Origin of the sequence: Rubricella aquisinus (assembly GCF_014199445.1) — a bacterium.
Classification (GTDB): Bacteria; Pseudomonadota; Alphaproteobacteria; order Rhodobacterales; family Rhodobacteraceae; genus Rubricella; species Rubricella aquisinus.
This window is the reverse complement of the sequence record NZ_JACIJS010000003.1, coordinates 196917-210420: the sequence shown is the minus strand read 5'-3', so window position 1 is coordinate 210420 and position 13504 is coordinate 196917. Positions and strand designations below refer to the sequence as shown.

Genomic DNA, 13504 nt, shown 5'->3' with positions numbered 1-13504 from the left:
CAACAAAATGTCAGCCCAAACCCGAGTAAGCCTCGACACCTCCCCCAACTTTGCCGATGTGGCGCCCGATGACCAATTGGATCATCTGCGGGACTGGATGCGCGCCCATGGGATTGAAGAGGTCGAATGCGCCATTGCCGATCTGGCCGGGATCGCACGGGGCAAGGTGATGCCAGCGGGCAAATTCCTCAAGGAAGCAGGGGTGAACCTGCCGACCTCCACGTTTTTCACCACCATCAACGGCGATTGGGCAGAGGATGTGGGGCAAGCGCTCTATACCGATCCTGATCTGGTGCTGGTTCCCGATCTGGAGACGACCCGCGCCGTGCCATGGGCGAACGATCCGTCCTTGCAAGTGATCCATGATGCGTTCACCGCAGACGGAAAAGTGCACAGTGTTGCCCCCCGCAATGTGTTGCGTCGCGTGGTGGAGCTATATGAGGCTGAGGGATGGTATCCCGTGGTCGCGCCGGAGATCGAATTCTACCTCTGCAAGCCCAATACCGACCCCGATTACCCGCTGGAGCCACCCATTGGCCGGTCTGGCCGCCAGTCGCGTGGGTCGCAAGGCTATTCGCTCAGTTCCGTCGATGAATACGACACTATTATCGAGCTGATCTATGATTATGCCGATGCGCAGGGGTTCCAGATCGACACGATCATTCAGGAGGCGGGCCCTGCCCAGCTTGAGATCAATCTTGAGCATGGCGCGCCGATTGCGCTGGCCGATGAGGTGTTTTTCTTCAAGCGGCTGATACGGGAGGCCGCGCTGCGCTCCGGCACCCATGCGACCTTCATGGCCAAGCCTTATGGCGATCACGCGGGCTCTGCGATGCATATCCATATGAGCGTGACGGATGCGGAGGGGCAAAACATCTTCTCCGATCCCACCACGGGGGAGGCGACGCCGGAGCATGGCTATTTCATCGGCGGGCAACAGACACATTTCTATGCGGCAACCGCGCTGGTGGCACCCTATGTGAACAGCTACCGGCGCTTAGCCGGGGAATTGTCGGCCCCCAACAACCTCGATTGGGGGATGGACAACCGCACCACGGGCCTGCGCATTCCGCGTTCAGAGCCTGCCGGGCGGCGGGTGGAGAACCGGGTCGCGGGCGCGGATGCAAACCCCTATCTCGCGCTGGCCGCGACGCTGGCCTGCGGGTATCTCGGCCTCAAGCAGCAGATCGCCCCGCGCCCTGCTGTGACCGGGAACAGCTATAACCGCGCGCCCGATCTGCCGGGCTCCCTGCTTGACGCTGTGACGGCCCTGTCGGAAAGCACAGACCTGCGCGGGGTGCTGACGGACACATTCGTGGATACGTTCTGCGCGGTGAAACAGGCCGAGCATCAGGAATTCATGCGCGTGATCAGCCCGTGGGAGCGGGAGCATCTGTTGCTGAACGTGTGAAGAAAAGAAAATGAACCGGAATCAAGCCGAAGGCGCCGGTTCAGCGGCCGCCCGCCCCTCAGGCGGCCGCTTTGCAACGCTTGCAGTCATCACCACGTTTTTCCAACCTGGCACGATAAAGCGCACTGCTTCAGTGTTCCAGCGGCCACCCCGGGCGGCCGCTGATCCGGCTTAGGGTGTATTTATAGCAACCCGTTCGGCAACGGTGCCTCATTCGCCGTATTCATCCGCCGGAACCACAGTGTCACCATCGCGGATGTCATCACGATGAACAGCGAATAGAGGGCAGGCACCGCCATGATCGCCTGCTGCTCATCCATCGGGAAGGTGAACGCGATCACCGCGATCGCCAATGGGCCGTTCTGAATGCCTGTCTCTAGCGCAATGGTGCGCGCATTGCGCGGATGAAGCCGCAGCAACACCGAAAATCCATAGCCCAGCGCAAAGCCGAACAGGCCCAGCGTGATCGCCCCGAAATATGTGGCCCAGCTTGTGTCCATCAGGAACTGCCAGTTGCGCGGCACCCATGAGATCATCAGGAACGCGATGAAGAACAGCGCGAGCATGGAGCCGAAAAACTCGGTCACCGCCCCGATATTCGCGTTGATCTTGCGCAGCACCATGCCAATCGCCACAGGCACCAGCAGCAGCACCAGCGTCGCAATGATGTTTTCGCGCGGGATATCAAGGTCCAGCGCCCCGGCATAAATCACCAGCACCAGCGGGATCATCACCACGCCAAACACCGTCGATGTCACCGTCATCAAGACCGACAGCGCCAGATTGCCCTTGGAGAAATAGGCAAAGATGTTCGACGTGGTTCCGCCCGGCATACAGGACATGATGAGAATGCCGACCTTGATGGGGTCCGACACCGGCAATGTGATCGCCAGCAAGAAGCCGATTAGCGGCATGAAGCCAAATTGTGACGCGACCCCGATGGCAAGCCCATAGGGCCGCTTCAGAGCAAGGAAGAAATCGCGCGGCGTCAGCGACGCCCCCATTCCCAGCATGATGACGAAAATCATCAGGGCGAGGATCAACTGTTCAAACTGTCCAACCATGTCCTCAGCTCCTTATTTCGCGAGTTCTTCGGCGCGCAGATCCTTGCGCAAGATCTTACCGACATTCGATTTCGGCAGCTCCTCACGGAACTCCACCTGCTTGGGCACCTTGTAATTCGTCAGATGTTTCTTGCAGTAGGCGCGCACGTCATCGACGCTCAAGCCATCATCCTGCTTGACGATAAAGGCTTTCACGGCCTCTCCCGCTGCCCCATCCGGCACGCCGATCACGGCGACCTCATTCACGCCCGGATGGGCTGCGATGATGTCCTCAATCTCGTTGGGATAGACGTTGAAGCCGGAGACGAGGATCATGTCCTTCTTGCGGTCCACGATGCGGAAATAGCCATCCGCATCCATCGTGCCGATATCGCCGGTCAACAGCCAGCCATCGCGCATCGTCTTGGCCGTTTCCTCCGGCTTGTTCCAATACCCAAGCATGATCTGAGGGCCATAGGCCGCGACCTCACCCGGTTCGCCCTGCGGCACTTCATTGCCCGCTTCATCGACGCATTTCACATATGTCGACGGGACCGGCACCCCGATGGAGCCTTCGCGGGATTTGCCTAGCGGGTTGAAGGTCAGCACGGGGGAGCTTTCCGTCAGGCCGTAACCTTCGATCACCGGCTTGCCCGTAATCTCCTCCCACCGCTGCGCGACGGAGGTCTGCAATGCCATCCCGCCCGAGGATGCGAATTTCAGATGCTTGGGCGGCGTGTCAAGGAACCATTGCTCGTTGCTCAACCCGTTAAAGAGCGTGTTCACGCCGCTCATCCAGGTGATTTTATAATTCTCCATCGCGCGCTTTACATTCGTGAGCGGGCGCGGATTGGGGATCAGGATGTTGCGCGCCCCGATGGAATAAAACCCAAGGAAATTCACCGTAAACGCAAAGATATGATAGAGCGGCAGCGCGGTCAGCGCGATCTCTTTGCCCTTCTCAATGGTGGGGAGCAGTTCCATCGTCTGCTCCATATTCATCAGGATGTTCCGGTGCGACAGCATCGCCCCCTTGGACACACCTGTTGTCCCACCCGTGTATTGCAGGCAGGCGACGTCATCCGGCTCTACCGTGCTGCGATACCGCTCGATCGTGTTATGGGCGCTGTCATGCTTGGCCCGGCCCGCTTTCAACGCATCGGGCAGGCGGATATGGGGCAGATCAATGGGCTTGACCGATTTGTCCCAGTATTTCTGGACCAACCCGACAATCCATTGCGGCGCGCGCGGGAAAAACTCCGCGACACGGGTCACGATCACATTCGGGATCGGATGCCCATGCATCGCGTCCGTCAGCTTATCGGCAAAAAGGTCCACGACGATGACGGCGGATGGCGTTGCATCCTCGAACTGCTTGGCCATCTCCTCGGACGTGTAGAGCGGATTGACATTGACCAGAACGCATCCTGCCTTGAACACGCCAAGAGCGGCGATGGGATAAGACAAGCAATTGGGCATCTGCACCGCGACACGATCCCCGGTATCGAGCCCCGCGACCTCCCGCAGATACACGGCCAGCGCGTCGGACATCTCATCGACCTGCTCAAAGGTGAGCGTGCCGTTCATGCCGTTTGCAAGGCAGGTCGTGAAGGCCGGTTGCTTTTCATATTGCGATGCAATCGCGGTGACGAAATCGCCGATATTGCGGAACGGCAGCACGTCGATATCCTTGCGGACAGACGCACTATAAAACGCCGTCCACGGACGGGGGCTCTCAAGCATCGTTTCCTCCCAGTTGTCATTTTTTTTCCGACATTAAACAGGGTGGAAATTTTTGTAAGTCCTGTGCCGCAAGGTAAATTGCGGCTTTCGTGCAAAAAAGCCCCGCAAATCAGCAGATTTACAGGGCTTTAATGTTGAATATGGCAGGCCTGGGTCAGCCGCGCTCTTCCGCCTCGACCATCGCGCGGGGTTTCGGCCCGCCGGTGGCCCAGTCCAGAAGCTCCGCCGTGTGCACCACCGGCACCCCGATGGCAGAGCCGATCTGCATCATGCAGCCAATATTGCCCGCCGCGATAATGTCCGGGTTTGTGGCCTCAAGCGTGTTGACCTTCCGCTCCTTCAACTGGCCCGAAATTTCCGGCTGCATCAGGTTGTAGGTGCCCGCAGAGCCGCAGCACAGATGGCTGTCTTTCGGCTCGACCACCTTGAAGCCCGCGTTGCGCAAAAGCTGTTTCGGGAAATCCTTGATCTGCTGGCCGTGCTGAAGCGAGCAGGCCGCGTGATACGCGACCCGCAACGGCTGGGGCGGCTCGGGGTTCGTGAGGCCCAGTTCGATCATCACTTCGGAGATATCGCGCGCCTTTTCCGACACGCGCGCGGCGTCCTCCGCAAGCGCATCCTCACGGAACATATGGCCATAATCCTTGACCGTGGTGCCGCACCCGGACGTGTTGATGACGATGTAATCCAGCCCCTCGCCATCCATTTCCCGCGCCCAAGCACGGATGTTTTTCGCGGCGGTGCCGTGGCTTTCCTTCACCTTGCCCATGTGATGCGTCAGCGCCCCGCAGCAGCCCATGCCTTCAGCGATCACGACCTCACAGCCATGGCGGCGCAACAGGCGGATAGTCGCATCGTTGATGTCGGTGTTCAGCGCCTTTTGCGCACAGCCGGTCATCAGGGCCACCCGCTTTTTCCGCTCGCCATAGGCCGGGAACACCTGTGGATCATCATTGAGTGACGGGGGCGGCACGTCCTTCGGGGCCATTTCCAACATCGCGCGCAATCGTGCATCGGGCACCAGCGATTTGAACGGGCGGCCCATCTTTGCAAACAGGAGCGCCACGCGGAACCGCATCGGATAAGGCAGGATCAGTGCAAGGATCCAGCGCAGCGCCCGCTCGTCCCAAGGCCGTTTGTAGTTTTCCTCGATATACGCGCGCGCATGGTCCACCAGATGCATGTAATGCACACCCGATGGGCAGGTGGACATACAGGCAAGGCAGCTCAGGCAGCGGTCGATATGCTTGACTGTTTTCGCATCCGGCACCCGCTCATTCTCAAGCATATCCTTGATCAGGTAGATGCGGCCACGCGGGCTGTCCAATTCGTCCCCAAGCACCTGATAGGTCGGGCAGGTCGCCGTGCAAAAGCCGCAATGCACGCAGGTGCGCAGCACCTCATTGGAGCGTTTGAAATCCGGGTCGGTCAATTGGTCGGGGGTGAACATGGTTTGCATTGTCTTACTCCTCAGCCCATCCGGCCCGGGTTCAAAATCCCCGCAGGGTCAAATTGCGCGCGCAGCCCGGCGGTCACTTTCGCCAATGGTGCCGCTTCAGGGTGAAAGGCCGGGATCGCCGCGCGGGTGCTGGCAGACGCGCGAATGAGCGTCGCATGCCCCGCTATCCCGGCAAGAGCTGGGCGAATATCCGTCCCCTCCCCCACCAGCAGCCAGACCAGCCCGCCGGACCAGTCATAAACCACGCCCTGCGCGCCGACAGCCGCAGCCACCTTTGGCCCATCCGTCGGTTTGACGGAGACGCGCCACACATCGCCCGGCTGCCCGGCAAACGCCTCGACATCCCGGATATAGCGCCAGCCCGCGGCGGTTTTGTCCGGGTCACTCTCCACCTTCGGGGTGCCGAAATGCGCCAGCGCCTTGGCCAGTTCGCCCGCGCGGTAGGCCACCGATTTCTCGAACCCTTCAAGGCGCAGCATCGTCACCGGCGCGCCGTCCATGCCCACGGGCAAATGGGCCGCCCCACTCACCTCATAGGGTGTGGCCATCGCGGCGCACATGCAGGCAACCGCATCCACATCAGACAGACCCTCAAACAGCAGGACGGACGAATGGGCCGTATCGGGAAGCACCTTGAACGACACTTCGCTGAGCACACCGAGTGTGCCGTAACTGCCCGCCATCAGTTTCACGATGTCATAGCCGGTGACGTTCTTCATCACGCGGCCACCGTTTTTGATCGCGGTCCCCTGCCCGTCCACATAGCGCACGCCGATCAGGCTGTCGCGGCAGGCGCCCACCTGAAACCGGCGCGGACCGGAGACATTCGCGGCCACAACACCGCCAATCGTCGGCTCCCCTTCGGTGCCAAGTAGCGCGCGGTGATCCATCGGCTCAAAGGGCAGGCGCTGGTTTTCCGCCTTGAGCGCGGCCTCAACCTCCGCCAGCGGTGTGCCGGCCTGCGCCACGATGGTCAGCGCCCCCGGCTCATAGAGCGTGATGCCCGACAGGCCCGCCGTGCTGAGCGTGTCAGCCGCCTGCACTGGCCCGCCAAGGGTGCGGCGCGTGCCACCGCCCACAATCTCAAGCGGGGTTTTCGCGGCATAAGCAGAGGCCACGGCCTCCGACAAATCAGATTCAGAGCGCGGTTGCAGCGTCATCATTCACACTTTCAAACAGGAGGGCTTACTCAGCCGCGATCGGCGTACGGCGGGTTTCGGTGACGGAAAGCGGGAACACCTTAGCCGGGTTCAACAGCCATTGCGGATCGAACACATCCTTGATCTTTAGCTGTGCTTCCATGTCCTCGGGGTTGAACTGATCGAACATCAGATCACGCTTTTCGATCCCCACGCCATGCTCCCCGGTCAGGCAGCCTCCGACCTCAACGCAGAGCTTGAGGATGTCCGCGCCGAACGCTTCGCACAGTTCCAGATCGCCGGGTTTGTTCGCGTCAAACAGGATCAAGGGATGCATGTTCCCGTCGCCTGCGTGGAACACATTGCCGACCTTCAAGCCATACTCCTTCGACATCTCCCCGATGCGGCGCAGGACAAAGGGAAGCTGGCTCACCGGGATCGTGCCATCAAGGCACATATAATCGTTGATCTGACCCATCGCACCAAAGGCGGATTTGCGCCCTTTCCAGATCGCAGCGGATTCCATGGGCGATTTGGATTCGCGCAGTTCCACCGGGTTGTGGCTGCGCGCAATGTCCATGATGACGGATAGCTGCTCGTCGATCTCTGCGTCGGAGCCTTCGACCTCCACGATCAACAGGGCCTCGCAATCGGGATAACCCGCTTTCGCGAATTTCTCCGTCGCCTCGATGCAGGGCCGATCCATGAATTCGATGGCGACGGGCAGAACGCCCGCTTTGATGATGTCTGCGACGCAAGCGCCCGCAACCTCGTTATCATCAAACCCCATCAGGACCGGGCGCGCGCCCTCGGGCTTATGAAGGATGCGCAGCGTCGCTTCGGTCACGACGCCAAGCTGCCCTTCGGAGCCGCAGATGATGCCCAAAAGATCAAGCCCCGGCGCATCCAGATGCGCGCCGCCCACTTCCACAACCGTACCGTCCATCATCACCATGGTGACACCCAGAAGGTTATTGGTGGTCACGCCATATTTCAGGCAATGCGCGCCGCCCGAATTCATCGCGATATTGCCCGCGATGGCACAGGCAAGCTGGCTGGATGGATCGGGGGCATAAAAGAAATCCTCCTCCTCCACGGCACCCGTAACGCTGAGGTTCGTGCGGCCCGACTGCACCTTGATGATGCGGTTGTCGTAATCCGTTTCCAGCACGTCATTGAGCCGCGCGACGCCAAGGATCACACAGTCCGCCGTCGGCAGTGCCCCGCCCGCGAGCGACGTGCCAGAGCCGCGCGGCACGACCGGCACACCCTCCTGATGGCATATGCGCAGCACGTCCGATACTTCCTGCGTGTTTGAAGGCAAAACGGCCACCATGGGCGGGCATCGATAGGCCGTCAGCGCGTCGCATTCATAGGCGCGGGTTTCCGCCTCCTCATGAATAACCGCATCTTTCGGCAAAACCGTCAGCAAGCGCTGGACGACCTGCGCCTTGCGCGACAGGATGCGGGCATCGGGGGCGGGCATTTCCATGGTCTGGGCCTCCTACTGGCTGAATTGGTTTGTTTATATGACCAATTTCGCGGTTTGTCGATAGGATTCGGGAGCGCCCCACCATGAATGAACTCACAGGCATGTCCCTGACCGTCTTTTCGATGCTGGATATCCTCGCAATCTGCATATTTTGCATCGGCTGGGCGGCAATTGGCCTGCGTGTGGAGCATCCGTCCAGCGCCCGCAAATCCACCCATCAATTGATGGATGAATACCGCGAACACTGGATGATGGAGATGGCGCGGCGCGATGTGCGCATCTTTGACGCGCAGATCATCAACGGATTGCGGCAAGCGACGGCATTTTTCGGCTCGACCACCATGCTGGCAATCGGCGGTGGTGCGGCGCTGCTGGCGCAGGCGGAGACGCTCAATATGCTGGCGGGCGATATCTCCCCTGAACTGGCGCAGCCTAGGGTGTTGGTGGAAGCGAAGCTGCTGGTTTTGGTGCTTGCGCTGACGGTCGCCTTCATGCGGTTTGTCTGGGCCAACCGGTTGTTTGGCTATGCCGCGACGGTGATGGCAGCGGTGCCCGCGCATGACGAGCCAGACGCCGCACAAAAGATGGCCAAACGCGCGGCCAAGGTCGCAAATTATGCCGCACGCAGCTTTAACCGGGGCCTGCGCGCGATCTATTTCGCGCTGGCCTCACTGGCATGGCTGCTTGGCCCGGTGCCGCTGATCGTGAGCACTTTTGTCACGGTTGCCGTGATCTGGCGGCGGGAGTTTCATTCCATGTCCCGCAATGCGCTTTTGGAAGACTGACAGAAACCGCCGCTGGCGCGTCGGTGCGCTTTGCGCGTGAGGTATTTAGGGAAAAAAGAAACCGGGTGGCTCTCTACGTCTCAGACGTCAGTGTGAGCGGCGCAGGTGTGGCGTCCGCTTTCAGATCGTCGGTGCCAAGCGGGGTCGTGGGGCGGGCAAGCCGGTACTGCGTGACCCACAACAGCCGCTCCTCCGCCCGCGTGATGGCAACATAGGCAAGCCGTTTCCACAGGGGCAGCCCTGCCTCCATCCGGCCCATGCGCGCGGCGGTGTAGAGGTCAGGCGCGAACACCTGCACATCGCGCCATTGCGAGCCTTGCGCCTTGTGGATCGTGCAGGCCGCGCCATGGATGAAAGCGGCCCCCATGCGTGCGGCAGAGGGGATAAACGGCTCCTCCTCCCCCGGTTTTTCGATTTTGATGATGGTGGCCGCGTTCACCTGCGGCTCCTCCGCACCGGCGACATGGAGGCGGGAGAAGCCGGGCTTGCGCCCTTCGCCAAGATAGATGGTTTGCGCGCCTTTAATGAGGCCGCGCGCCTCAAGGTCGATCCGTTTCTTGCGGTGTTTGAGCGGCAGTTCGATCCCGTCGCAAATCAGCGGCTCACCTGGCAAAAGCGCGGTTTCAGGCGCACCATAAGCCGCGCGGAACGCATGGATCAGGCGAATGCGCGTCGCGTTGCGCCACACCAGCATCGGAGAGCGGGCCATCAGGGCCGCATCGGCACGGGGGGAGACGACGACGCGCGCGTCGCGGGACGCGGCCTCCTCCACCATCCGCTCGAAGCGCTGGAAATCGACCTCCGGGTCCGCGAGCGCATGGGCAAGGTCAAGGATCGGGTTATCCGCCGCCTGCCGGTGGATACGGCCCAATTCCCGCTTGCGCGGCTCTGGCATCGCGTCAAACACCATGCTGCCCGATTGCCCCACGGGGGCAAGCTGTGCGGGATCCCCGAACAGGACAAGTGTGCTGAAAATCTCGCTCAGATCCTCGAACTGCTTTTCATCGAGCATCGACCCTTCGTCCACGAAACCGATATCAAGCGGGTCATCGCGGCGTTTCCAGCCAGTGATAAAATCTGAGCCGCGCAGACCTGCGGTCGCGAGCGCACCGGGAATAGACGGCACGGTCTGATAGAACGCATGGGCGCGGTCGAGCGCCTCATCCGTCAGCCCTTCGACCGTGGGGCGATCCCGCTCCCCCGCGAGCCACTCGGCGATTTTCTCATATTCCGGGTCATAGATGGGGGTGTAGAGGATGCGGTGGATCGTCGTTGCGGCCACGCCGCGATTGCGCAGCACCGAGGCCGCCTTGTTGGTCGGGGCAAGGATCGCAAGGGTGCGCTTATCCTTGCGTTTACGTCCCTCCCAATCGCCGCTGATCGTGTCCACCCCGGCATCGTTGAGCGCGCGCACCAGCTCCGCCAGAAGGGCCGTCTTGCCCGATCCCGCCTTGCCCAGAATGGCGAACACTTGACCAGCGCCCCCGTCCTTGGGCGGTTGCAGCAGTCCGTTCACCAGATCGACGCCCGATTTCGCCAAAAGGTCGGAAATCGCGTCAAACGCATCGGCCTGATCGGAGGATAAAGTGAGTGCAGTCGTCATGGCGCGGACCCTAAGACGCTTCGCCGCCCGGCGCCAGTGCGGTTAGCGCAAGGTGAGGTCACTGACCATGGCGCGCACCTGAGTATCGGTGTCATCGCTGTCCGTGGAGAGGGCCACGCCGATCAGATTGCCCCGCGGCCCGGAAAACGCCTGCGCGAAATCGGCGGCTAAGTCGACATCCTCCGAAAACGTGCCCGCCTCTGCCGGCGCTTTGATGATCACGCGGCCTTTCCCATCCATATAGGGGCTGTCGAACTGCGCACCCCGCGCCGCCGTCCCGCCAAAGACGTAAAGCAGCACCCGCACATCATCCTGCCGCAGAACCCGTGCCAAGGACGCGCCGCGCTGCGCACGCGCAGCCGTATCGTCGCCCGCGAACACGAAATAGAGCGACAGGTTGCGATCATCGCCGCCTTTGAGCGACAGGTCCGTCGCGGGGACCGATTGCAGGATATCGACCGTCCAGGATGCGCGATCCGCCTGCCAGAACACCGGATCAAGCTGCCGCCATGCGATCGAGACGCTGCCATCGCCTTCGATCATCATGTCTTCGCCCTGCTCCGTAAAGCGGGTCGCTGTCTGAAACGGAAAGGTGATCCGCTCCCATGTGCCGTCAAATGGGACGGCGCCGCGCGCCATGGCGCTGGCGGGCAACAGGATCAGCAGGGTGGCGAGAACCTTCATCATGATTTAACGATATGGGCCGCCGCATCCGTTCGGCAATCCGCTATCGCGCCAGCGCCTTGACCGCCTCATGCCGGGGACAGGTCGTCAGATGGTCATTGGCCATGCCCACGGCCTCCATAAATGCATAAACGATGGTCGGGCCGCAAAACCGGAACCCGGTTTTCTTGAGGTCTTTCGAGAGCTGCTTGGACACTGGCGTTTCTGGCGGCACTTCCGCCATGGTGGCGAAGCTGTTTTGTAGGGGCGCGCCATCGACATAGGACCACAGGAAGGCCGAGAAGCCCTCGCGCCCCTCGATCTGCTGCCACGCGCGGGCATTGCCAATGGTCGCCTCAATCTTTCCCCGGTGGCGGACGATGCCGGGATCGGCAAGGCAGCGCGCGACCTCCTCCTCCCCCCATTCAGCGATTATGTGGGGATCGAACCCGTCAAAGGCCGTACGGAAATTGTCTCGCTTCTTCAAGATGGTGATCCAGCTTAGCCCGGCCTGAAATCCATCGAGAACGAGTTTTTCAAACAGCGCGCGGCTGTCATATTCCGGCACGCCCCATTCGGTGTCGTGATACTCGACATAGATCGGATCGGTCCCGCACCACGGGCAGCGCTCACACATTTTCAAACTCCGTTAACCCATCGTTAGAACAATAAGGGAACATTTAATCAAAGTCACGACCGATTCCCCCATCTGGAGAGTGCGCTATGCAAGAGACCCAATTCATGAACACTGCATTGAGTACGCAGGACATGCGATCCGTGAATGCCCTGTTGGATGGGCGGGGCGAGTTGCATTACCAGCCTGTGCTGCGCACCCAAGGCGGCCCGACCATTGCGTTTCACGAGGCACTTTTGCGGCTGCGCGATGAGACGGGCGCGATCCTGCCGCCGGATGTGTTTATCCCGGTGGCCCGCCGCGCTGGCATCATTGCGGAGGTGGATGCGCTGGCGCTGGACCTTGCCGTGCGCATCCTTGACCGGTCGGAAACGCTGCGCCTGTCGGTGAATATGGATCCCGAAAATCTGACCAACCCGATCATTCAGGCACGGATCGCCGCGCTGCCGTCCCGCATCGCGGATCGCATGATCCTTGAAGTGACCGAAGCCAGTCAGATCACCGACGCGATGCTGATCGCGCTGCGCAGTTTCCGCGCCACAGGATTGACCGTGCTGATCGACGATTTCGGGGCGGGGTATTCCTCTGTCCGGCATTTCCTGACTGGCGCGTTTGACGGCGTGAAACTGGATTGGCAACTGATCCACGGGGTCGCGGATGACCATGACAGGCAAGCGATCTGCCGCGCGCTGATCTCTATCGCGCAGCATTTTGACCTGATGGTCGTGGCCGAAGGGGTGGAGACGAAAGCGGACGCCGATTGGCTGATTGATGCGGGCGCGGATGCGTTGCAGGGCTTCCTGTTTGGCCGCCCGACGGACCGACCCGGCAAGTTGTTGCTTGCGGAGCCGTTCCTGCGGCGGATCGCGTGATCAGCCCTTTTTCACGAGGTCGGAAAGTTGCTCCTGCATCGCGGCAAGCTGGTTTTTCAACTCGTCCAACTCGACTTCTTTGGTCTTGGATTTTTCCTCAGCCGCTTTGGGCGCTTCGGTAGCCTTATCCGCGCTTGCGCCCACAAAGGGGGAGAACATGCGCACCGTATTCTCGAACCATTCCATGTTCGAGCGCGCCATCACCTCAAAATTCGCAATGGCGGGATTGGCATCAAAAGCGGTGCGTACCTGCTCGCGCATCTTTTCCTGGTTCTTGGTGAACGTGTCCATCGACGCGTCAAGATACCCCGGCACGAACCCCTGTAGCGTATCCCCGTAAAGCCGGATCAACTGGCGCAGGAAATTCGTGGGCAGCATGTTGCGCCCCTTGGCCTCTTCTTCAAAGATGATCTGGGCAAGGACAGAGCGGGTGATATCCTCCCCTGTCTTTGCATCATTGACCACGAAATCATCGCCCTCGCGCACCATCTCGGCAAGGTTTTCCAGCGTCACATAGGTGGACTTCTTGGTGTTGTAGAGCCGCCGGTTCGCGTATTTCTTGATGACGATGGGGGCCTTCTGATCGGTCTCTTTCGCGCTCATCTGGCGTCCTCCATTATGATTTTTGTTGCGCAGCATCCTAACCGCTTGACGCAGTGC

General features: G+C 60.7%; 12 protein-coding genes. 3 read left to right on the top strand and 9 right to left on the bottom strand.

Features of this window, described 5'->3' with window-relative positions; translation table 11 throughout:
- Positions 1-97 precede the first annotated feature (97 nt).
- Complete coding sequence (locus FHS89_RS05955; RefSeq protein ID WP_221229300.1) at positions 98-1411, top strand: glutamine synthetase family protein; 1314 nt, start codon at positions 98-100, stop codon at positions 1409-1411.
- Positions 1412-1593: 182 nt separating this feature from the next.
- Here the strand turns inward: FHS89_RS05955 and FHS89_RS05950 are convergent, their stop codons facing one another.
- From FHS89_RS05950 to FHS89_RS05930, 5 genes are all read right to left on the bottom strand, one after another.
- Positions 1594-2475 (bottom strand): bile acid:sodium symporter family protein, encoded by an 882-nt coding sequence (locus FHS89_RS05950; RefSeq protein ID WP_184009540.1) that lies wholly within the window; start codon positions 2473-2475, stop codon positions 1594-1596.
- A gap of 12 nt (positions 2476-2487) precedes the next feature.
- Positions 2488-4197: an AMP-binding protein gene (locus tag FHS89_RS05945; protein WP_184009538.1), complete on the bottom strand. Its 1710-nt coding sequence runs from the start codon at positions 4195-4197 to the stop codon at positions 2488-2490.
- A gap of 154 nt (positions 4198-4351) precedes the next feature.
- Positions 4352-5656 carry a glycolate oxidase subunit GlcF gene (gene glcF, locus FHS89_RS05940; protein ID WP_184009536.1) on the bottom strand — a complete coding sequence of 435 codons (1305 nt, stop codon included), beginning with the start codon at positions 5654-5656 and terminating at the stop codon, positions 4352-4354.
- 11 nt (positions 5657-5667) lie between these two features.
- A complete protein-coding gene (glcE, locus tag FHS89_RS05935) occupies positions 5668-6810 on the bottom strand; it encodes a glycolate oxidase subunit GlcE (RefSeq protein WP_184009873.1) in 1143 nt (380 codons plus the stop codon).
- Between the two features lie 31 nt (positions 6811-6841).
- Positions 6842-8287 (bottom strand): FAD-linked oxidase C-terminal domain-containing protein, encoded by a 1446-nt coding sequence (locus FHS89_RS05930; protein ID WP_184009534.1) that lies wholly within the window; start codon positions 8285-8287, stop codon positions 6842-6844.
- Between the two features lie 83 nt (positions 8288-8370).
- Between FHS89_RS05930 and FHS89_RS05925 the strand changes: the two genes are divergently transcribed.
- Positions 8371-9072: a DUF599 domain-containing protein gene (locus tag FHS89_RS05925; RefSeq protein WP_246413617.1), complete on the top strand. Its 702-nt coding sequence runs from the start codon at positions 8371-8373 to the stop codon at positions 9070-9072.
- A gap of 73 nt (positions 9073-9145) precedes the next feature.
- Here the strand turns inward: FHS89_RS05925 and FHS89_RS05920 are convergent, their stop codons facing one another.
- The 3 genes from FHS89_RS05920 to FHS89_RS05910 are packed head-to-tail and all read right to left on the bottom strand — an operon-like array spanning position 9146 to position 11975.
- Complete coding sequence (locus FHS89_RS05920) at positions 9146-10675, bottom strand: AAA family ATPase (protein ID WP_184009532.1); 1530 nt, start codon at positions 10673-10675, stop codon at positions 9146-9148.
- A 42-nt stretch (positions 10676-10717) separates the two neighbouring features.
- Entirely contained in the window at positions 10718-11362 is a 645-nt protein-coding gene (locus FHS89_RS05915; RefSeq protein ID WP_184009530.1) for a DUF3047 domain-containing protein, read from the bottom strand.
- 40 nt (positions 11363-11402) lie between these two features.
- Positions 11403-11975 (bottom strand): DNA-3-methyladenine glycosylase I, encoded by a 573-nt coding sequence (locus FHS89_RS05910; protein WP_184009528.1) that lies wholly within the window; start codon positions 11973-11975, stop codon positions 11403-11405.
- A gap of 104 nt (positions 11976-12079) precedes the next feature.
- Between FHS89_RS05910 and FHS89_RS05905 the strand changes: the two genes are divergently transcribed.
- Positions 12080-12844: an EAL domain-containing protein gene (locus FHS89_RS05905; protein WP_184009526.1), complete on the top strand. Its 765-nt coding sequence runs from the start codon at positions 12080-12082 to the stop codon at positions 12842-12844.
- Here the strand turns inward: FHS89_RS05905 and phaR are convergent, their stop codons facing one another.
- The gene (gene phaR, locus FHS89_RS05900) at positions 12845-13447 is read right to left on the bottom strand and encodes a polyhydroxyalkanoate synthesis repressor PhaR (RefSeq protein ID WP_184009524.1); all 603 of its coding nucleotides are present in this window, start codon (positions 13445-13447) and stop codon (positions 12845-12847) included.
- Positions 13448-13504: the final 57 nt, after the last annotated feature.